Here is a 20,468-nt window from a genome sequence, read left to right on the forward strand (position 1 = left end):
AGGGGTGAGCACTCATGCGCCGAACGAAGCCCGCGTCATCCCCCTGCGCCCGCACACCTCGTCGCCCGGTTCCGGCGGGGCGACCCGCGCCCCGCAGCGGCCGGCGGGAGCGTCACCGGCGCCCGCGCCCGCGCCGAGGGAACCCCTGTGGCGCGACCTCGTCGGCGACGCGTTGCGCCGCGAACGGCTCGCCCAGGAAAGGACGTTGAAGGACGTGGCGGAGGCGGCCCGGATCTCGATCCCGTACCTGTCGGAGCTGGAGCGCGGGCGCAAGGAGGCCTCCTCCGAGGTCCTCGCGGCCGCCGCCCGGGCCCTCGGGTTCGGCCTCGCCGACCTGCTCTCGCTCGCGCAGGACGAGCTGACCCGGCACACCCGGAGCCAGATGGGCCGGGGCGCGGTGGGCCGAAGCCGGTTGGACCGGAGCCGCACGTCGCCCACGGCGCAGTACGACGGGCTCTGCCTCGCCGCCTGATCGGACCTGCCCCGACCGACGGCCGGTACGACGGTGGCGCGCCCCGCCGTACCGGCCACGCCCGCGCGGAGTCAGCCGAACGCGAGCCGTCGGCTCAGCACCTCGTCGGCGAGCCCGTAGGCGACGGCCTCCTCGGCGGTGAACACCTTGTCCCGGTCCATGTCCGCGCGCAACGTCGCCACGTCGTGGTGCGTGTGCCGGGACAACACCTCCTCCACCTGCGAGCGGGTGCGGACCATCTCCTTCGCCGCGAGGCTGAGGTCGGACACCGTCCCCTGCCGGCCGCCGCTGGCCGGCTGGCCGAGCAGCACCCGCGCGTGCTGGAGCACGAACCGCCGCCCGGGGTCTCCGCCGGCCAGCAGCACCGCCGCCGTCGACGCCGCCTGACCGACGCAGAACGTGGAGATCGGCGCCTGCACGAACGTCATCGTGTCGTAGATCGCCATCAGCGAAGTGAACGATCCACCGGGCGAGTTGAGGTAGATCGAGATCTCGCGTTCCGGGCTCTCCGACTCCAGGTGCAGGAGCTGCGCGATGACCACGTTGGCGACCCCGTCGTCGATCTCGGTGCCGAGGAAGATGATCCGCTCGTTCAGCAGCCGGCTGAAGACGTCGTAGGAGCGCTCGCCCTGCGCGGTCCGCTCGATGACGTAGGGAACCGTGTACGACCCCATGTCACAGCCCCATCCGTCGGCGCGACGCGGCCGGGCGGATGTCGGCGACCGACTCCACCACCCGGTCCACGATCCCGTACTCCCTGGCCTGCTCGGCCGTGAACCAGCGGTCCCGGTCGCCGTCCCGCGCGATCGTCTCCTCGCTCTGACCGGTGTGCTCGGCGGTGATCCGCTCGATGGCCTTCTTGGTGAACTGGAGGTTCTCCGCCTGGATCTCGATGTCCGCGGCGGTGCCGCCGATGCCCGCCGATGGCTGGTGCATCATGATCCGCGCGTTCGGCAGCGCGAACCGCTTGCCGGGCGCCCCCACGGTGACCAGGAACTGGCCCATGCTGGCGGCGAACCCCATCACCAGCGTCGAGACGTCGTTCGGGATGAGCCGCATGGTGTCGTAGATGGCGAGCCCCGCGGTGACCGACCCGCCGGGGCTGTTGACGTACAGGCTGATGTCGGTGCGCGGGTCCTCCGCCGACAGCAGGAGCAGCTGCGCGCACACCCGGTTGGCCGACACGTCGTCGACCTGGGTGCCGAGGAGGACGATCCGCTGGGCGAGCAACTGCGCCGCGAGGTGGTCGTCGAAGCGGCTGGGCGGCGTGCCGCCCTCCTCCGCGCGGGGCGCGAGCGTGGTGAGGGGAGTCATCCGGTCTCCTTGTCGAGATGCCGAGGTGTCGAAGTGTCGAAGTGTCGAGTCGAGGTGTTGAGGCGGGCTTGCCCTCGACTCCACTCTTGACCCCGGGAGACCTCCGGATGCGTTTTCTCTGCCCGCCGCAGATTCGCCACGGGCAGAGGCGACGGCCCGGGCCCGGCTGCGCACGGCCCGGCGGCCGGCCGGGAGAGCCCCCCGACCGGCCGCCGGGCGGGACCGGTCAGAGCGGCAGGCCCTGCCAGCCGCCGAAGGTGGTGGGCGTCGTGCCCGTGCGGTAGTAGACGCGGCCGTCCGAACCGATCGCGAACACGTGGAGGACGCCGCCGCCGTCGACGAGTGCGGCCGGGTAGTCGAGGACGGTGCCGCCGAGGTCCTGCCAGGTGCCGTAGCCGGAGTTCGGGGCGGTCTGGGCGGTGGTGCTCACGCCGCCGCCGCGGTTGCGCTCGAACAGGACGACCCGTCCGCCGACGGTGGCCGCCGCCGGCTCGCCCACTCCCCCGTCTCCGCCGAGGGGGGCCGGGGACTGGCTCCACTCGCCGCCAGGCCGGGTCTGGTAGCTGACCAGCATCGCGCCGGTGCCGGCCTCGCGGTAGGCGAGTTCGATGCGGCCGTCCTGGTCGAGCGCGGCCTTGGGCGGGCTGGCCGGCCGGGCGCCCGGGATCGGGCCCGGGCCGCCGAAGGCACCGTTCGGGGCGCCCTGCCACCAGCCGAGGATTCCGGTGCGGGTGCTGGCGAACACCTCGATCGCCCCGACGCCGTTGCGGATCGCGGTGACCGGGTCCTGGAGGTCGGTGCCGCCCAGGTCCGTCCACGTGCCCGTCCACGCCCCGCCCGGGGTGGTCTGCCAGATGCTGCTGAGGCCGCCCCCGCCGTTCTTGACGAACAGTTCCAGCCGCCCGTCCTGGTTGCCGGCCACCACGGGCACGCCGACCTGGTCCTCGTTGCCGAGTCCGGTGTTGGGGTTGCCGTGGTCGGCCCAGCTGTTCCACCACCAGCCGTTGGGCGCACCCTGGGGCAGGGAGATGATGTGGTGATCGGTCAGGCGGCGGGCGAAGACCTCCAGCCGGCCGTCGGCGTTGGTCCCGACCGCGATGCCCGGCGCCAGTCGCCCGCCCGGGTCGGCCATCCGCACCGGACCGCCCCAACTGCCGTCCGCCTGGCGCCAGTAGGTGTAGAGGGCGCCGGCCCGGACGACGAAGACCTGAGGCCGGCCGTCCTGGTTCAGCCCGGCCCAGGAGGTGCCCCGCGACCAGCGGTAGTACATCCGGGAGAACCAGGCGTCGGAGTAGTTCCCCGAGTGGTCGTGGCTGGCGTACTCGGAGACGAACACGCCCTTGGCGCCGGTCGTCGCCGGGTCGAGGTTCACCGGGGAGTCGCTGATGTTGTAGTCCCGGTAGTTCACCTGGATCAGCGGGCCGCCGTACAGCAGGGCCGCCTGGCCGGCGAACTTCGCGGCGGAGACGTGGTCCGAGTGGTCGCCCGAGTAGCGGCTGTCCGGGAGTTCGTCCTGGGCCCGGAGCACGGTCGGCTGGTACGTCACCATCAGCTGCCGCAGCACCTCGACGACGTCCGCCGCCGTGTAGGTCGACGGCCCGGACAGCGGGCTGCCGACCGGGACGACCGTGGTGTCGGTGCCGCCGGCCAGGACTGCGCCGAGCCCGGCGTCGTGCAGGTTGAGGAAGATCAGGTGCACCGGGCGGCCCTTGAGGACGTACCGTTCGACCTGCTTGCCCGCGACCGTCCACGCCTCGGCCGTCCAGTGCCCGACCTCGTCGGTCGCCGGGTCGGTGTCGCCGACCCCGGTCATCCGGGAGTAGGCGTTGATGGCGCCCATCTGCCGGTTCCAGGTGCGCAGCGGCTCGCCGGCCGTGTCCCAGCAGGACGTGGCGCACGGGTCGCCGGTCGCGTTGCCCGCGGTGACGAACACCGTGACGGACGGGGTGCCGATGGCGAGCGCGTTGGACAGGTCCGGGTTCATGAACAGGATGTCGTCGTCCTCGTGCGCGACGACCTGCATGAACAGCGGCCCGGAGGGGGCGGCCGGGGCCGCCCCCACGGCCGCGGCCGCGCGGGTCGCGGTCCCCTTGGCCAGGACGGGCGCGGCGAGGGCGGTGAGCGCGACGGAGGTGAGGAGTTGCCGTCGTCCGATTGCCATGTGATTCCCCCCAATTCGAGATCGGCATGTGATCACGCCAGGACGAGGCTAGCGCATATCGGGAAGGCAATACCCTGGACCGCATCGCGCAAATTGCCATCGGGGGAAGTCAATTGACGCATCATCAAATTACTTCAACCGCTCCCCGCCCATCGGGCCTCTTTCCGGACGATCCCGTTCCTTTCGGAGATGGAATCGGCCCAGCGAGCGATAAGACGACAAGCCGAGTCCAACCCGTGCGGCCGGGTGGGGCAGGAGGCCGGTCGCGCGAGGTGACGGTGTGTCGGCAAATCCCGCCGGTCGATCCTCCCGAGCACCCGGCGGCGCCCCGCGGCGGTCAGCCGAGCGAGTCCACCAGTTCGGCGATCGCCGTCAGCGGCTGGTGGGCCGCGAGTTCGGCGGCCAGGTCGGCGGCGTTGGCGCGGTAGGCCGGGTCGGCCAGGACCAGGTCGACGGCCTCGCGCAGCTCCGGCTCGCCCGGGCGCCCGGTGCGCAGGTCGATGCCCACACCGCGCCAGGCCACCCGGGCGGCCACCTCGGGCTTGTCCTCGCTGCCGCCCGCGACCACCAGCGGCACCCCGAAGGCCAGCGCGGTGTGGACACCGCCGTAGCCGCCGTTGCTGATCAACACGTCGGCGTGCGGCAGGAGCCGGTCGAACGGCAGGTAGCCGGCGGCCCGCACGTTGTCCGGCAGGCCGCCGAGCGCCTGCGCCAGCAGCTCGGGCCCGTCCGGGCGGACCGTGGCCGCGACCACCAGCAGGTCGGGGCGGTCGGCCAGCGCCCGCACCGCGGGGACCAGCAGCTCGGTCAGGTCGTCATTGGCCAGGGTGCCCTGGGTGACCACCACGACCGGGCGGTCGGAGGCCAACTCCGGCCACCACTGCGGCAGTTCCACCTCGCTCCGGTTCTGCGGCGCCAGCGCGCCGATGTAGCGCAGCGAGGCCGGCGCGTCGCTGCGCGGGTACTCGAACCCCGGGACGGTCAGCTGCAGGTAGTGGTCGGGCCCGGTGACGGCGGCGTTCACCCGTGGCCCCGGCGGCAGTTCGGCCCCGACCCCGGCGAAGACCTCGGCCGCGTACTGCCGCAGCGGCTCACCGCGCAGCGCCGCCTCGGCGTTCAACTCCCGGTTGCGGGCCAGCCCCTCCGGTCCCGCCTGGGGCGCCAGCGCAAGCCCGAAGGGCGCGGTGTCGACACTCTGCAGCATCGGCGGGGACACCCCGATGCCCACCACGGCCGGCCGCTCGCCGCGCGGATGGGCCAGCGCCAGAGCCACCGCGCCGTGGAAGAAGCAGTCACCGAGCACGACCGTGGCCGGGAACTCCGCCAGCAATGCGCGCAGCGCCCGGTACTGCACGGGCACCGGGTCGATGAAGATGTTCCGGGCGTCGAAGGCCAACCGCTGGGGCCCGGGCGGCAGTTCGGCCCGCCCCGGGAAGGAGTCGTTGATCCGGCGGTCGTCGAAATCCGCCTCCGGCGGCAGGGCGACGAAGCGCGCCCCGGTCTCCTCGGCGGCCCCGGCGAACCGCGCCCCGCCGAGGAAGACCACCTCGTGCCCGCGCGCCACCAGGTCGGCGGTGATCGCCAGCATCGGCGCGGTGTGCCCGTGCGCGGGCATGGCGGCAGTGATGATCCTGGACATGTGAAACCCCCCATAGTCGTTCGTCGGCCGGTCCGTACGCACCCCGTGGTCGCCCCCGCGCACCCGGCCCACAGCGCAGGCTAACCCACCACGCCGCGTCCGCCCGGCACCGACACCGGCGGCGGGACGGCGGGGCGGCGGGGCCAGGCGGGACGGGCGGGGGTACCCGTCCCGCCGGCTCGTCAGGCAGTCAGGCAGTCAGGCAGTCAGGCAGTCAGGCAGTCAGGCAGTCAGGTCCTCAGCTGGTCAGCTCCTCAGCTCGTCAGCCACGGTCGTCAGGAGACCACGTCAGCCGGGCAGAGCCGCTGGGTGCCAGGGCGTCCGCGCACGGTGGCGTCCACGCAGCCGCCCGGCAGGCCGTCGTGGACGGTGGTGCCGAAGTTGGCGGTGACGGTCAGCGTGCCGTCGCCGAAGACGGTCCGCTGCACCAGGTGGTCGCCGGTCAGCCAACGGAAGGAGGTCAGCTGCTGGGCGCCGGCCGCCTGGTGCAGCGGCGCGAAGTACTGCTGCAGGGCGGCCAGTTCCCGAAGGTTCTGCCCGTCGTGCGGGTCCTTGTCGCTGAGCACGAAGTTGAGCGGGGTGTTGTCGAGCATCGCCAGCAGCGCACGCGTGGTCTTCTGCTCCGGCAGCTTGCTGAAGGGCAGTTCCCAGCGTTCGACGTTGACCAGCGAACCGTGCAGCGCCGTCTCGTACAGCGGCACCCGGTACCGCGGGTCGTACATCGCCTTCAGGGCGGCGGCCACCCGGGCCTGGTGCTCGGGCTTGAAGTCCGTGGTGCGCACCGGCTTGAAGAAGGTGGCGGCGGCCTGTTCCGGGGCGTAGCCGCCCCAGGCGCCGTCGTCCTTGGGGTCCTGCGGCCCGTTGTCGAAGTGCCCGGACTCCATCGCCCACAGCCGCCCGTCCACCGGGGTGCCCGAGCCGTGGTCGAAGGCCAGCACCTGGTTGGCCCAGGAGCCGGCGGACTCCGAGCCCAGGACCAGCGGGGCGGGCCGGCCCGTGGACGCGTCGTACGAGCCGTCCGTCAGGCGCCGCATCCGGGCGAGCCGGTTGGCGCGGTCCTCGTCCATGGTCATCGCGTGGCCGGGGTCGAAGTCCTGGAAGAGCTCGCCCGCCGCGTCCACGTCGAGGAAGTAGCTGTCGGCCCCGTTGGCGACCAGCGAGCGGGTGCGGTCCGCGAGGTAGTGCTGCTGCGGCTCGGCCTGCTCGAACGCCTGCGAGCTGAGGTAGCAGCCCTTCTTGTGGAAGCCGGGTTGCGGCGTTCCGTCGGCCCTGAGGACGCAGAACCGGGGGTAGACGTCGTCCGGCCAGACGGAGTTGGGGGACGAGTCGTCCGTCTTCTGCTGGCCGTTGGCGAAGGAGTCGTACGGCCCGACCAGGTAGCCGGCGGCCTCGGCGGCCTTGACGTCCTCGCCCGTCATCGGGGAGTCGTCGGAGTCGTAGCCGAGCCAGAGCCGGGAGACGCCCAGTTCCTTGAGCCGGTCGAGGTAGGCGGGCCGGCGGGCGCCGCCCCAGGCGTAGGCGTGGAAGGCGCCGAGCAGCTTCGCGGTCTGCGGGTTCTGCTTGATCTTCTCGCTCAGGCTGCCCAACTGCCCGTGCTCCGAAAGCCAGTTGCGGTAGTCCACGGCCGGGGCCACCGGGGAGCCGTCGGTGAGGGAGAAGGCCACGGTGTACGCGCCGGTGCCGTTCCCGGCGGAGAATCCGTGCTCGGCCGTGGCCCGCAGCCGCCCGTCCTGGGAGGCGAACGTCAGCGACGTGCCGATGTCGGTGGGGACGATGTAGCTGACGCCGGCCCGGCCGGAGCGGAGCGTGTAGCCCCACATCGGCATGGACAGCTGCGAGCTCAGCTCCTGCTCCTCGCCGACCAGCGCCCCGTCGGAGGAGTTCCAGAACGGGTCGTCGACGGGAACGGACAGCCCCTCGCCGCGCGGGAGCTGGACCTCGGCGGCGGCCGGATCGGTGGCGGTCACCGGCCACCGCACCGAGGTGTCGCCGCCGCTCCCGGTGAGGGCGGTCCCGGTGAGGGTGACCAGCAACCGGCCGTGATCGGCGCGGACTTCGGCCCGCAGGCCCTTCTCCGGATACGACCAGGCGGCGCCGCTCGCCGTCCTGACCGGGGCGCTCGCCCTGCCCAGCCCCTGGGCGGCCGGAGCGGACAGCAGGACCACCCGCCCGTCCTCGGTCCGGGCCTCGGCCCGCAGCGTGGCCGCGTCGATGGTGGCGGTGCCGCCGCGCACCGGCACGTCGACGCGCCCGTCATGGACCCGCACCCGCATCGGCGAGGCGGAGCTGCCGGTGGCGCTCGCCACGGTTGCGGACACCAGCGCGGTGGCCATGGCGAGGACGAGAACGGCGCGCGGAACGTGCCGGCGGGCGGGGCCCGCAAGGGATGACGTATGAGTACCGGTGTGCATGACACAGTGATACGGAGGACTCCTAAGAAGTCCTTAAGAAACGACCATTGACCACCGGTCATGCTGACGCGGCACCCGAGCTTGGACCTGCTGGTCCGGCAGTCCGGCGGTCCGGCGGTCCGGCAGGGCGCTCGGTGGGGTGAGGGACGCCGTCAACGCCTCCGCAGATCGAGCGAGACGACGGTCAGCCGACGCAGTTCCTCCGGAGCGTCCGGGTGCCTCCCGTCGGTGATCTCCGAAAGGGTGCCGAACGAACCGGGGTAGACCATGACAGAAAGGCCTTCCTGGACAAGACACGCGAATATTGCGGACTCCTCCAGAAAGTACTGTGCGGACATTTCGACCCGCCTCTCCAGGTCGGCCTCGGCAAGTTGGCCGGAATGCCTGGTGTGGAAGCTCCGCCCGAACGCGTCCACGGACTCCCGGAAGTTCCGGTCGGCCCGGTGGTAGTCGGTGAGGCTTCGATGCTGCTTTGCGTAGGAATCCCACCGCTGCACTTCGGAGCAGCGCAGGAACGTGAATTCGGTCTGCTCGCGTTCGGCCGCGAACAGGGCCCGGGTGTCGGCGATGAAGCGGTCGCCCAGGGCCAGCGCCCGGGAGAGCGCCTCGTCCTCCGGCAGGCCCCGGGTGGACGCCAGGGTGATCCGGTGGATGCTGTCCCCGACCAGCACCGTGCAGCGGGGGAACCGCCTGGCTATCCAGCGGAGCATCGCGGCGATCTTGCCCGGAGCGAAATTGCCGTTCTCCAGACTGACGCCGAGGAAGCACTGCCCCTGATCCGCCAGTCCGGTCCGCCGGGCCGGAGGGGAGACTGAGTCAACACTCGCCTTGTAGGAGGTTTTCGGTTGATTCTCGGAAATTCCTGATATGCCGACAGGGGTCTGTTCGTAAGGAGGCATGCGAAAACCCCTCCGGGCCATCGAACGAGTGAGCGACGATCGGTACGGGGTCGACGTTAGATTTTGTCTGACTGATCGTCAAATTGCTTCAACTCACCTACGAAACAAGGGCGGTGGGGCATGGGCGTGACAGAGGCCCTGACCTTGACAGACAGCCGATGACAACGGGGACGACCGTCGCGGGGAAGCCGGCGGCCCGTCAGCGCGCGGCGTGTCCGAGGCCGTCGAGGATTCGGCAGACTGGCACTCACCCTGCCCGACGAATGATGTCCACGGCCGCCGCCGACAGCGCACCACCCACCGGCAGCCCCTGGGAGCTCCGATCCTTCGGCTCTGCGCGGCACGACACGGGTGATCCAACTTCGGGGTCCCAGCTGGCAGTTCTCGATTTCGGCGAAATGCTCAGACGGTCCTCAAATCCGACCGGAAGGTCTTGCCCCGCCGCGTCGGATGAGTGACGGTATGTACCGGCTTCGTTTACAGAACGCAACCTGAGTCGCCCGGATGGCGGCGTGTCGTGGGGGAGATCAGCGTGGCCGAAGACGCCGACTACATCATTTCGCCGCCGACGGGCCCGGGCGGTGGTGGCCCGGCAGGCGCTGGGGCCCGTCCTGCTGGGCCGCCTTCGGCATCCGGCGCGGCGCCGTCGCCGTCGCCGCAGTCGCAGTCGCAGCCGCAGCCGCAGCCGCCGGTTCCGCAGCACGCGCCGACGGCAGGCCCGGGCAGACCCCGGCTCGCTCGGGTACCGCGCCACTGGCAGCTGATCGTGGCCGCGGTCGTGCCCTGCCTCGTCCTGGCCGGCGTCGGGTGGTGGCTCTGGCCGCAGCAGCCGACGAGCCTGCCGCCGCACGTGGCCGCGGGTACGGTCCAAGCGGACCTCGTGAGCCCTGACAGCGTCAGTCGGCTGGCCGGGACGACGCTGGTCGCCGGCCCGCAGTCGAACCGTCCGCACGCCCCGCTCGCCGTGTCGCCGTCGGAATGCGCCGTCGCGGCGGGACCGACGACCCAGTCGGTCTACGGCCAGGCGTGGACCGCGTTCCTGTCGGCGACCTACCAGGACGCGGGGGCCACGGGCGCCTACACCGTGAACCAGGTCATCGGCGTGTTCCCGGACAGCGAGAAGACCGGCGCGGCCTTCCAGACGCTCACCGACGGTCTCACCAAGTGCCCGTCCTCGACGGTCACCGACCAGGCAGGTCGTACCGCGAAGTGGGCCTACACGGCCCACCCTCCCACCGAGGTCGCCGTGGCGTGGACGGCGGCGCAGGACGGCGCGCAGGACGGCGGCGCGCAGTGGGCCTGCCACCACCAGGCGCGGGTGAAGGGCACGAGTCTGGTCCAGGTCGCCGTCTGCCAGGCGGGCGACGGCCAGCCGACCACCGCGAAGCTCGCCGACGAACTCACCGGAAAGGTGAGCGGATGACCGCGTCCCCGTACGGCCCGGCCGCTCGCCGCCGGCGAACCGTACGGACGACTGTGCGGATGACCGTACGGACGGCCGTACGGCGATTCGTTCTCCTGGCGCTGGCGGCCGTGCTGGTGCCGGTCGTCGGCGCGGGAGCGCCCGCGTTCGCGGCCACCGGCGCTGCGGCCGTCCTGGCCCAGTCGGGCGGCGTCGCCCTCCTGGTCCCGTCCGGGGACGTCGCGGCCGCCTCGGCGCAGCTCATCCGGGAGGTCGAGGACTTCAACCGGCAGGAGGCGGAGATCGCGCAGCAGGAGAAGGCCGTGGTCGCCGAGGCGGAACAGATCACCAAGGATGCCGCCGCCCTGCGCAACGACACCGCGGCGTTCGAGAGCAAGGCCGCCGCCGCGAAGCAGAAGGCCGGCAGCTTCGGGACGCGCGCGGCGGCCCTGGCCTCCAGGATCGATGCCCACAACAACAAGCCGCACACCTTCGAACTGCCCGCGCAGGCCGCCGCGTCCAGCGCGTACGACGCCGAGGCGAGCGAACTGAGGACCGAACAGGCCCAGCTCCAGGCCGAGAAGGGCAGCCTGGAGAACGAGCAGTCCCAGCTCGGGCAGGAGGAGTCCAAGCTCAGTTCCAGGCAGTCCCAGCTCAGCGCCGCCGCCAAGGCCCAGGAGGCGAAGGCCAAGGAGCTCCAGGCCAAGGAGCAGCAGCTCCAGCCCCTGGCCCAGCAGTTGCTCCAGCAGATGGCCCAGGCCACCCAGAGCCTCGCCGACAACCCACCGGACCCGGCGGCGGCGATGGACCAGGGCGGTGACGCGGCCGCCCCTCCGCAGCACCGCGCTCACGCCCCGTCCCAGAGCCAGAACCAGCGCCAGAACCAGGGTCAGAGTCAGAGCCAGTCCCAGAGCCGGAGGCGGGGGGTCGACACCGTCGACACGGCCGACGCCGCCGGCACCGCCGACAGCCCGTACCAGCAGCCGCGAACCTCCGCCCTGAAGGCCTACGCGAAACAGGCCGGCACCACCGTCGACATGCGCCCGGGCACGGCGTACCTGCTGCCCGAGGCCGTCGGGCAGCTTCCCGCCGCCCAGGCGGCGCAGCTCGGCAGCCCGTCCATCGCCTACGACGGGCTGGTCCGCAAGCCCGACGGGAACTACACGGCCCTCCAGGTGCAGATGCCGGGGGCTGCCGCGGCCCCCGCCCTGGAGGTCTTCAGAACCGCCATGGACCGCCGGGGCCGGCTCGTCGCGTACAAGGCCGGCGTGAAACTCGTCATCGACGAGATCAAGACCGTCCAGCCGGCGCCGGAGCCCCCGGAGACCGGCCCCGGGAGCCCGTCGCCCTCTCCTTCCGGCAAGGCCGCCTGCCTGACGCAACCCCGGGGCAGGCCGAGCGGCAGCGGATGGATCCTCAACACCGAGCAGCCCGTGCCCAGTCGCAACCGGACCGCGGGCCCGAGCCCCTCCGGCTCCCGGGCCCCCGCGCCGGCCACCAGGGCTGGCAAGGCGGAGGCCTGCCTGACGAACCCCCTGGTCAAGGGTGACGAGGCCGGCGGCGACATCACGGGCTGGGAGGACGCGAACGCGCAGTCCCCCGGCGGCGGCCTCGCCCGCTGCCACCTGATCGCCAACGTCCTCGGGGGAAGGGGCAGTCACAAGGAGGACTGGATCAACCTCGTCCCGTGCTACCAGCTCGGGATGAACATCAAGGGGATCAGCATGAGGATGTTCGAGGCCAGGGTCCAGAAGGAGGTGAACGCGCTGTCCGCGGACGGGGACGCCGCCGTGTACTACGTGGTGACGCCCCTCTACCGGGACGACGGCAGCACGATCCCGTGGGGCGCGAGCATGAGCGCCACGGTTCAGCTGCCCGACGGCGCGTCATGGCCCGTCTTCAACGAGCAGACCCTCCTGAACGTCCCCGGGGACGGCGGGCCCAGTCTGGGGAACTGAGACCGGGAGACCGGGACAGGGGAACCGAGACCGGTACGGCTGGGAGGCCGGAATGACCCGCACCACCCCGCCGAGGCCGGATGACATCGTGGCGGCCTTCCCACGGCTGGCCCCGCTGGCCCGGACGGCGACCCGGCTGCACCCGCGGCCCGGATCGCCGTCCCCGCGGGAGAGCTCGGTCGGAGGTCCGCTGCTGTGGCCCGCCGCCGAGCCGTGGCCGCACTGCGAGGGCACGCACCGGGTGCCGGCCGTGCTGCCGGCGACCTCCCCGGCGGATGTCCGGCTGTTGCGCGAGATCCGGGCGGCCGCCCGGTCCCGGCCACCGGGCGCCCGCGCCTACACCCCGCAGGAGCGCGCCGTGCTGGCTCGGGCCGGCGCCGGCCGCCCGTGCCCGCCGGGGCCGGTCGCGATGCTGGCCGTGGCCCAGCTGTACGTCCGCGAGGTGCCCGACCTGCGTCCGCCCGAAGGCGCGGACCTGCTCCAGGTGCTGTGGTGCCCCTTCGACCACCCCTTCGACCGCCCCTTCGACCGTCCCTGGGGGAACATGCCGAGGACCGAGCTGTTCTGGCGGTCCGCCACCGCGGTCGGCGAGGTCCTCACCGCGCCTCCGCAGCCGCCCGCGATCCAGTACGAGGACTACCTGCCGCAGCCGTGCCTGGTCTCCCCCGAGCAGGTCACCGAGTACCCGCTGGCGATGGAGCTCGACCCGGACCTGCGCGCGCAGGTCCGGGCGTGGAGCGCGCGGCGGAAGACCGGCGCGGAGCCGGGCAGCGCCTACGACGGGGCGGAGGACGGCTACTACGACCGGGAGTTGTCCGTCGCCCCCGGTTGGAAGGCCGGCGGCTGGGCTCCCTGGAGCTTCACCGATCCCGCTCCGCAGTACTGCCGCGCCTGCGGCTGCCGGATGGACCCGATGCTGACCATCGCCACGAAGGAGCACCGCGCGGACGTCCACAGCTGGATCCCGTACGAGGACCGGGCCGCCGCGAACCGGGCCGCCGTCCACCCCGACCCGGCGGCACCGACCATGATCACCGTCGGCGACGGGTACAACCAGCAGATCTACGCGTGCCCGGCGGCCCCGGACCACCCGCACACCGCACTGCTGCAGTAGCCGGCCGGAGCCGCCGCGCTGCGCCCGGGCCGACGCCCCGTGACCCGAACGGAGTATGCCGCGCCCGGAAACTCGGCAGCGCCCGCCGCAGGCGACGGGCAGCGGGAACGGCCGCGCCGGTGCGTGGACGTCGAGCGGCTGGTGGGGCGGTCCCGGACGCGGATCGGCAGAATCGAGGCGTGGGGGCGGCCCCGGCTGCGCCGCAGGCGGCTACGTGAGAGGACCATGCCATGCCCGACTTCCACCCGAAGCACGATCATCTGATCGTCAAGCCGATCGGGGTTCCGACCCCGCAGGACCCGGAGACGTGGACGGGCGAGGTGGTGGCGGTGGGGCCCGGCCGACAGCTGGGGAGCGGCAAGCCGCACCCGGTGGACGTCAAGGTCGGCGAGAAGATCCTCTTCAACAGGCTCTCCGGTTCGGAGATCCGGGTGGAGGGCGAGGAGTACGTCGAGCTTCCCGAGGACGAGATCCTCGCGCTCTCCGCCGAGTAGTCCCGACAGCCCCGACAGTCCCGAGTCGCTGTACCACCGTGCCCCCGAGACCCCCTTGGAGATTCCCGCCATGACCGAGCAGGCACCGGCCCGGATCGGCGTCACCGGATTGGCCGTGATGGGCCGCAACCTGGCCAGGAACTTCGCCCGCCACGGCTATCGGGTGGCCGTGCACAACCGCACGCTGGCGCGGACCACGGCGCTGCTGGAGGAGTTCGGGCACGAGGGCGAGTTCGTGGCCGCCGAGACGACGGAGAAGTTCGTCGCGGCCCTGGAACGCCCCCGCCTGATCGTGATCATGGTCAAGGCCGGGGCGCCGACCGACGCGGTCATCGACGAGCTGGTGCCGCTGCTCGACGAGGGCGACGTGGTGGTGGACGGCGGGAACGCGCACTTCCTCGACACCAGGAGGCGGGAGGCGGCCCTGCGCCAACGCGGCCTGCACTTCGTGGGCAGCGGCATCTCCGGCGGCGAGCAGGGCGCCCTGGAGGGGCCGAGCATCATGCCCGGCGGCACCCCGGAGGCCTACCGGGTCCTGGGACCGCTGCTGGAGGACATCGCGGCCAAGGTCGACGGCAAGCCCTGCTGCACCCACGTCGGACCGGACGGCGCCGGCCACTTCGTCAAGATGGTCCACAACGGCATCGAGTACGCCGACATGCAGCTCATCGCCGAGGCGTACGACCTGCTGCGGCACGGCGCCGGACTGCAACCCGACGCGATCGCCGAGGTCTTCCGGACCTGGAACGGCGGGCGCCTGGAGTCCTACCTGATCGAGATCACCGCCGAGATCCTCGCCCACACCGATGCGGCGACCGGGAAGCCCTTCGTCGACATCGTGCTGGACCAGGCCGAGCAGAAGGGCACCGGCCGCTGGACGGTGCAGAGCGCGCTGGAGCTCGGCGTGCCCGTCAGCGGGATCGCCGAGGCGGTCTTCGCCCGGGCGCTGTCCGGCAGCGTGCCGCTCCGGCAGGCCGGCCGGGGGCTGCCCGGCCCCACCGAGACCTGGCTCGACAGCGCGGCGGCGGACCGGTTCGCGGAGGATGTCGAGCAGGCGCTGTACGCCTCCAAGATGGTGGCCTACGCCCAGGGCTTCAACCAGATCCAGGCCGGCAGCGCGGAGTACTCCTGGCAGATCGACCCCGGTGAGATGGCCGCGATCTGGCGCGGCGGCTGCATCATCAGGGCCCGGTTCCTGGACCGGATCAGGGCCGCGTACGAGGCCGACCGGGAGCGTCCCACGCTGCTGACCGACGCGCACTTCCGGGAGGCGCTCGGCTCCGCGCAGTCGGCCTGGCGGCGGGTCGTCTCGACGGCGGCCCAACTGGGGGTGCCCGCCCCCGGCTTCGCGACCGCGCTCGCCTACTACGACGGCCTGCGGGCGGAGCGCCTCCCGGCCGCACTCGTGCAGGGACAGCGGGACTTCTTCGGCGCGCACACCTACCAGCGTGTCGACCGGGAGGGGACCTTCCACACCCGTTGGGAGCTGGAGAGGCGCCCGGAGGAACAGCGCTGAGACACCTGAGACACCCGCAACCACCGTGCGGGAGCGACATACGGACAGACCGGCGCCACAGAAGGTGATTCCGCGGTCACCATGGGTAGGAGCGTGGCGCAAACCCCTACCTCCAGGAGACCCGCATGGCCCAGCAGGCCGACCTCATCCTCCACGGCGGCGAGATCGTCACCGTCGCCGAGAGCACCGGAAGCACCGCGAGCAGCGAAAGTGACGCCCGGCGCCCCGAGGCCGAGGCCGTGGCCGTGGCCGTCAAGGACGGCACGATCGTCTTCGTCGGCCCCCGGCAGGAGGCGCTGGACCAGTGGCGCGGCCCGCACACCGTCGTACGGGACCTCGAGGGCCGCGCCCTGCTGCCCGGCTTCGTCGACGCGCACGGGCACCTCGGCGGCATCGGCCTCCAGGCCACCATCGCCAACCTGCTGGCCGCGCCGGACGGCGACGTCACCGGGCTCGACTCGCTGAAGGACAAGCTGCGCGACTGGGCCGGGAGCACGGTGGGCGCGGACTCCGAGTGGATCGTCGGGTTCGGGTACGACGACGCGATGCTCGCCGAGGGCCGCCACCCCACCCGCGACGACCTCGACGAGGTGTCCACGGACCGCCCGGTGCTCGCCATCCACCAGTCCTTCCACCTCGGCGCGGTGAACAGCCTCGGCCTGGAACGGCTCGGCTACTCGGCCGCCACGCCCGACCCCGAGGGCGGGGTGATCCGGCGGCGCGAACTCGCCGTCCCGCCCGCGTACGGCGAGCCCGACGGGGTCCTGGAGGAGAAGGCGTTCACCCCGGCCTCGGACCTGGCGCTCGCGGGGCTGCCGGAACGGGCACAGCTGATGCTGTTCATCACCGGCGCGGCCACGGCGGCGAGCTTCGGCTTCACCACCGTCCAGGAGGGCGGTACCACCCTCGCCAACCTCAAGGCGCTGCGGGACACGGCCGCCGCCGTGCCGTTCGCGGTCGACGTGGTCGCGTACGTGAAGGCCGGCGAGGCGACCTCCTCCGCACTGGACGACCCGATCGGGGTGAGCGACGAGTACGTGGACGGCGTCCGCGCGGCCGGGGTGAAGCTGGTGCTGGACGGCTCGCCGCAGGGCCGCACGGCGTGGCTCACCGCGCCGTACCTGACGCCGCCGGCCGGTCAGCCCGAGGACTACTGCGGGTACCCGGCGGAGCGGGACGACGCGGTGGTGGCCAAGCAGGTCAGCACGGCGGTCGAGCGGGGCTGGCAGGTCCTGGCGCACGTCAACGGCGACGCGGCGATCGACCAGTTCCTCCGGGCGGTCGAGGCGGCCGGGCCGGGCCGGCGCCCGACCGTGGCCATCCACGCGCAGACCGCCCGCGAGGACCAGGTCGAGGCGTTCGCCCGGCTGGGGATCGTGCCGTCCTTCTTCTCCATGCACACCTACTACTGGGGCGACTGGTACCGCGGGACCGTCCTCGGCGAGGAGCGGGCGGCCGCCATCTCCCCCGCCCGCTGGGCGCTCGACCGCGGCCTGCGCTACACCTCGCACCACGACGCGCCGGTGGCGCTGCCCGACTCGATCGCCGTGCTGTCCAGCCAGGTGACCCGGCGCACCCGAACCGACGGGGTCGTCCTCGGACCGGAGCAGCGGGTGTCGGCCCTGGAGGCGGTCCGCGCGATCACCCTCGACGCCGCCCACCAGTACGGCGAGCAGGACCGCAAGGGCAGCATCGAGGTCGGCAAGCTCGCGGACCTGGTGATCCTCAGTGCCAATCCGCTGACGGTCGACCCGGAGGCGATCCGCGACATCGAGGTCGTCGAGACGATCAAGGCGGGAACGACCGTCCACCCGCCGGCACCCGCCGCCCGGGCCTCCGCGACCCCGGCCACCGCGCCCACCCCGCAGTGGGGCTGCTGCTGAGCGTCCGGAGCCGGGCCGGGGAGCTTCCGACACACGCATTCCGACACGAGACGAGGGCGTAGAGCAATGGTGTCAACCACGCAGCAGGGACGGTTCGCAGGCAAGGCGGCCGTCGTGACCGGTGGGAGCCGCGGGATCGGCGCGGCCGTCGCCCGGCGGTTGGCGGGCGAGGGCGCGGCCGTGGCGATCGGCTACCGGGGCAACCAGGAGGCCGCGGACGCACTGGTGGCCGAACTCGCCGCCGCGGGCGGCCGGGCGATCGCCGTCCGGGCCGACGTCGCGGAGCCGGAGCAGATCGCGGCGCTGATCGAGCGGACGGTGGCCGAGTTCGGGCAGTTGGACGTGGTCGCCTCCTGCGCGGGCATCGAGTACTTCGGCGCACTGGAGACCATCACGCCGGCCGACTTCGACCGGGTCTTCGCGGTGAACACGCGCGGGCAGCTGTTCACCGTGCAGCACGCCGCGCCGCATCTGCGCGAGGGCGGCCGGATCGTGCTGACCTCCTCGGTGAGCGCCGGCAAGGCCGTCTTCCACCACACCTTGTACGCGGCCAGCAAGGCCGCCGTGGAGTCGATGGTCCTGAACCTCTCCGCCGAGCTGGGCACGAGGGGTATCACCGTCAACGCCATCGCCCCGGGCGGGACCGACACGGACATGGCCGCCGAGAGCGCGCCGCACTACGTGCACCCCGACCTGGCCGGCACGCAGGACCTGGCGCGGCTGCTCGGCACGCTGACCGCACTGCGGCGGCTGGCCCGGCCCGAGGAGGTGGCGGCGGGCTACGCCTTCCTCGCCTCCGACGACGCCGCCTACATGACCGGCCGCACCCTCCAACTGGACGGCGGGACGTTCTGAGCACCCCGCGCGGACCTTCTCCAGGGAACCGGGGCCAACCGACGCGGGCGGGCCGGCGGGGGGTGGCAGGCGGGGGGTGGCAGGCGGGAAGCTGCCGGTGGATCTGCCGATCGGCGGCGCGGCGCGGACCTAACGTTCGGTGCGGCGCCGGACGCAGCGGGGCGGGCGCCGCAGGAATCCCCCGCTGGCTCGTCAACTCCGCTGTCCCCGGAAGGACTTCAAGCCCACCCATGTCCAGACTCCGCTCCCGGGTCGCCGCCCTGGCCGCCCTCGCCACGATCGGGTTCGGCGCCCTCACCACGGGTACCGCCGACGCCGCCCAGGCCGCCGCCCCCGCCCCGGCCCAGGCCGCCGTGACCGCCGCGCCGTCCGAGCCCACCCACATCCCGATGAACAGCCTGCTGAACCGCGACCAGGCCTGGTACTCGCCGAACGGCCACATCATGCTGGCCATGCAGGGCGACGGCAACGTCGTCCTGTACCGCGACACCACCCCGATCTGGGTCGCCAAGGGCGCCGTCCCCAACGGCAACGTCCTGGTCATGCAGGGCGACGGCAACCTCGTCGTGTACTCCGCCGCCAACACCCCGCTGTGGGCCAGCAACACCGGCGGCAACCCCGGCGCCGAACTGGCCGTCTACAACGAGGGCGCGATCGCCGTCCAGCTGAACGGCAAGATCCTGTGGACCAGCGCCCCGTCGACGCCGACCCTGCCCAAGTGCCCGCCGTGGGGCCCGCCCTACCCGGGCCAGGTCACCTGGCCGTGGTGCCCGACCTGGCCCTTCCCGAGCTGACCCCCACCCCGGACGGTCACGCGACCGGCCCGTGCCCCCGCCGCCCGAACGGCGGCAGGGGCGCGGGCCGGTGCCGTGACGGTCGACCGGCGCACCGGCCGGCGGCCGTCCGCGCCTACGCGTCGGGCCCGTGGATGTCCTGGAGCGCGAGCCACAGCAGCACGTGGTCGGCGACGGAGCGCCAGCCGCTGTCGACGGTCAGCGAGTGCGCACGGTCGGGGAAGTGTTGAGGTCGCTCGTCGCCGTCGAGTCGTCGTACAGCTTGTACACCGAGCGGGTGACACTGTCGGGCACCATGCGGTCCTCCTGGCCGGAGATGAGCAGCAGGGCGCCCGCCGTGCGTTCCCGGTGTCCACCCTCCGGCGCGGGTGTGCCGCGCCGTCCGCACAACGCGTGCAGTCAGGCACCGTGGATGAGGACGACGGGGGTTCGGGTCACGGAACAGTCCCTCCGCGGGGCGTCGGTGGGTACCCGGCACAGGTGTGTGCGGGAGCGGAAGGGACCAGGGTCGTCCATCGGTGCCCACGGCGGAAACAGTCGAATGACGTAACGTCACCGAACAATGTCCCCGACCATGTCGCCGACCGTACGATGCCCTGTCGGCGCCGCCCCGCCGTGTCGGCGCTCCCTGCCCGCCCGTCGGGGATGGTCGGGAATGGTACTGCACGGCCCCGGGGGAATGCCGCACACTGCCGGCACCCTCCTCCACGGAAGCTCCGGCGTGGGTACCATGCGCAACGTCATCCATTACTAGGGAGTGAACGGTTGTGACCAGCCAACCAGCCAGCACGCTCCGTACGCGGCTCGTCGATCAGGCCGCATCGGATCTGGAAGAGAACCGTCGGCGTCAGCAGGAACTGGCCGAGGAGGCCAGGATGCTGAAGCAGGAGGAAGCCCTCCTGGTCGACATCCTCCGCCTCGCCGAACGGTACGAGGGCCTGTCGGAGCCCGCGCCCCTGCCCGAGCAGGCACAGGACGAGCCCGTGCTCACCGGGGCGAAGCGACGCCGGGCGTCCGCTTCGGCCCCCGCCCGCACACCCGCGCCGCGCTCGCCGCGCTCGGCACGGACGGGAAAGACCGCGAAGACCGGGAAGACGGGGAAGAGCGGGGCCACGGCGCGGACGGCGCGGACGGTGCGGACGGGGAAGCCGGCACAGGCCGCCGCGGCCGGGACGTCGCGGCAACCCCTGCTCGGAGAGCTCCTGTTGTCCCTGCTCAGCGGTCACGACGAACCGCGCCTGGCGAAGGAGCTGCGGGAGGAACTGCTGGCGAAGCACCCGGACCGCGCCCCCACCCCGCAGGTCGTGCGCAACACCCTGGAGTCGCTCGTGGCCAAGGGGAACATCCAGCGCCACAAGCAGCAGCGGTCCGTGCTGTACACCCTCGCCGAGTCCGGCCGGCACGCGCTCGCGGCGCAGGAGGACGCTCAACGGCCTTGATCTCAACTGCCGTTGAGTACGGGAGGTCCCCGATCCCGGGCTTCTCCTCACTCGGCGCCCAGGGACGCGTATGTGTGTCCAACGGCCTCGCGTATGACAGTCATGTGTCTCGCCGAT

The 20,468-nt window shown here is 72.5% G+C and carries 16 protein-coding genes; 10 read left to right on the top strand and 6 right to left on the bottom strand.

The features are described 5' to 3' along the window. Nucleotides 1-4 precede the first annotated feature (4 nt). Nucleotides 5-472 carry a helix-turn-helix transcriptional regulator gene (locus AB0P03_RS03080; RefSeq protein ID WP_363586911.1) on the top strand — a complete coding sequence of 156 codons (468 nt, stop codon included), beginning with the start codon at nt 5-7 and terminating at the stop codon, nt 470-472. A gap of 71 nt (nt 473-543) precedes the next feature. Here the strand turns inward: AB0P03_RS03080 and AB0P03_RS03085 are convergent, their stop codons facing one another. From AB0P03_RS03085 to AB0P03_RS03110, 6 genes are all read right to left on the bottom strand, one after another. After that, complete coding sequence (locus AB0P03_RS03085; RefSeq protein ID WP_331745151.1) at nt 544-1,146, bottom strand: ATP-dependent Clp protease proteolytic subunit; 603 nt, start codon at nt 1,144-1,146, stop codon at nt 544-546. Between the two features lies 1 nt (nt 1,147). After that, the gene (locus AB0P03_RS03090; RefSeq protein ID WP_363623848.1) at nt 1,148-1,786 is read right to left on the bottom strand and encodes an ATP-dependent Clp protease proteolytic subunit; all 639 of its coding nucleotides are present in this window, start codon (nt 1,784-1,786) and stop codon (nt 1,148-1,150) included. A gap of 226 nt (nt 1,787-2,012) precedes the next feature. After that, nucleotides 2,013-3,947, bottom strand: a complete 1,935-nt coding sequence (locus tag AB0P03_RS03095; RefSeq protein ID WP_363627656.1) for a PIG-L family deacetylase — start codon at nt 3,945-3,947, stop codon at nt 2,013-2,015. Nucleotides 3,948-4,284: 337 nt separating this feature from the next. Further along, nucleotides 4,285-5,586 (bottom strand): nucleotide disphospho-sugar-binding domain-containing protein, encoded by a 1,302-nt coding sequence (locus AB0P03_RS03100; RefSeq protein ID WP_363627657.1) that lies wholly within the window; start codon nt 5,584-5,586, stop codon nt 4,285-4,287. A gap of 275 nt (nt 5,587-5,861) precedes the next feature. Further along, nucleotides 5,862-7,919: a glycoside hydrolase gene (locus tag AB0P03_RS03105; RefSeq protein WP_363586915.1), complete on the bottom strand. Its 2,058-nt coding sequence runs from the start codon at nt 7,917-7,919 to the stop codon at nt 5,862-5,864. Between the two features lie 230 nt (nt 7,920-8,149). Beyond that, nucleotides 8,150-8,896 (bottom strand): tRNA-dependent cyclodipeptide synthase, encoded by a 747-nt coding sequence (locus tag AB0P03_RS03110; protein WP_363627658.1) that lies wholly within the window; start codon nt 8,894-8,896, stop codon nt 8,150-8,152. Between the two features lie 850 nt (nt 8,897-9,746). Here AB0P03_RS03110 and AB0P03_RS03115 point away from each other — a divergent pair. The 9 genes from AB0P03_RS03115 (at nt 9,747) to AB0P03_RS03155 (ending at nt 20,351) form a co-directional block, all read left to right on the top strand. Continuing rightward, a complete protein-coding gene (locus AB0P03_RS03115; protein ID WP_363627788.1) occupies nt 9,747-10,319 on the top strand; it encodes a sensor domain-containing protein in 573 nt (190 codons plus the stop codon). A gap of 59 nt (nt 10,320-10,378) precedes the next feature. Further along, nucleotides 10,379-12,256 (top strand): DNA/RNA non-specific endonuclease, encoded by a 1,878-nt coding sequence (locus AB0P03_RS03120; protein ID WP_363627659.1) that lies wholly within the window; start codon nt 10,379-10,381, stop codon nt 12,254-12,256. A 52-nt stretch (nt 12,257-12,308) separates the two neighbouring features. Then, entirely contained in the window at nt 12,309-13,370 is a 1,062-nt protein-coding gene (locus AB0P03_RS03125) for a hypothetical protein (protein WP_363627660.1), read from the top strand. 230 nt (nt 13,371-13,600) lie between these two features. Continuing rightward, the gene (locus tag AB0P03_RS03130; protein ID WP_363586919.1) at nt 13,601-13,864 is read left to right on the top strand and encodes a hypothetical protein; all 264 of its coding nucleotides are present in this window, start codon (nt 13,601-13,603) and stop codon (nt 13,862-13,864) included. Nucleotides 13,865-13,934: 70 nt separating this feature from the next. Continuing rightward, nucleotides 13,935-15,380, top strand: coding sequence for an NADP-dependent phosphogluconate dehydrogenase (gene gndA / locus AB0P03_RS03135; protein ID WP_363627661.1), 1,446 nt, complete (start codon nt 13,935-13,937; stop codon nt 15,378-15,380). A gap of 125 nt (nt 15,381-15,505) precedes the next feature. After that, the gene (locus AB0P03_RS03140; RefSeq protein WP_363627662.1) at nt 15,506-17,263 is read left to right on the top strand and encodes an amidohydrolase; all 1,758 of its coding nucleotides are present in this window, start codon (nt 15,506-15,508) and stop codon (nt 17,261-17,263) included. 114 nt (nt 17,264-17,377) lie between these two features. Next, entirely contained in the window at nt 17,378-18,118 is a 741-nt protein-coding gene (locus AB0P03_RS03145) for an SDR family oxidoreductase (RefSeq protein WP_363586922.1), read from the top strand. A 230-nt stretch (nt 18,119-18,348) separates the two neighbouring features. Next, entirely contained in the window at nt 18,349-18,912 is a 564-nt protein-coding gene (locus AB0P03_RS03150) for a hypothetical protein (protein WP_363627663.1), read from the top strand. 767 nt (nt 18,913-19,679) lie between these two features. Beyond that, nucleotides 19,680-20,351: a hypothetical protein gene (locus tag AB0P03_RS03155; RefSeq protein ID WP_363627664.1), complete on the top strand. Its 672-nt coding sequence runs from the start codon at nt 19,680-19,682 to the stop codon at nt 20,349-20,351. The last annotated feature ends 117 nt before the right edge of the window (nt 20,352-20,468 follow it).

It is taken from the genome of Kitasatospora sp. NPDC088779 (assembly GCF_040685395.1).
Classification (GTDB): Bacteria; Actinomycetota; Actinomycetes; order Streptomycetales; family Streptomycetaceae; genus Kitasatospora.

Coding starts and splice junctions, on each gene's coding strand:
- AB0P03_RS03085 (WP_331745151.1), bottom strand. CDS start 1,146: ATGGGGTCGTACACGGTTCCCTACGTCATCGAGCGGACCGCGCAGGGC.
- AB0P03_RS03090 (WP_363623848.1), bottom strand. CDS start 1,786: ATGACTCCCCTCACCACGCTCGCGCCCCGCGCGGAGGAGGGCGGCACG.
- AB0P03_RS03095 (WP_363627656.1), bottom strand. CDS start 3,947: ATGGCAATCGGACGACGGCAACTCCTCACCTCCGTCGCGCTCACCGCC.
- AB0P03_RS03100 (WP_363627657.1), bottom strand. CDS start 5,586: ATGTCCAGGATCATCACTGCCGCCATGCCCGCGCACGGGCACACCGCG.
- AB0P03_RS03105 (WP_363586915.1), bottom strand. CDS start 7,919: ATGGCCACCGCGCTGGTGTCCGCAACCGTGGCGAGCGCCACCGGCAGC.
- AB0P03_RS03110 (WP_363627658.1), bottom strand. CDS start 8,896: ATGCCTCCTTACGAACAGACCCCTGTCGGCATATCAGGAATTTCCGAG.
- AB0P03_RS03120 (WP_363627659.1), top strand. CDS start 10,379: ATGACCGTACGGACGGCCGTACGGCGATTCGTTCTCCTGGCGCTGGCG.
- AB0P03_RS03125 (WP_363627660.1), top strand. CDS start 12,309: ATGACCCGCACCACCCCGCCGAGGCCGGATGACATCGTGGCGGCCTTC.
- AB0P03_RS03130 (WP_363586919.1), top strand. CDS start 13,601: ATGCCCGACTTCCACCCGAAGCACGATCATCTGATCGTCAAGCCGATC.
- gndA (WP_363627661.1), top strand. CDS start 13,935: ATGACCGAGCAGGCACCGGCCCGGATCGGCGTCACCGGATTGGCCGTG.
- AB0P03_RS03140 (WP_363627662.1), top strand. CDS start 15,506: ATGGCCCAGCAGGCCGACCTCATCCTCCACGGCGGCGAGATCGTCACC.
- AB0P03_RS03150 (WP_363627663.1), top strand. CDS start 18,349: ATGTCCAGACTCCGCTCCCGGGTCGCCGCCCTGGCCGCCCTCGCCACG.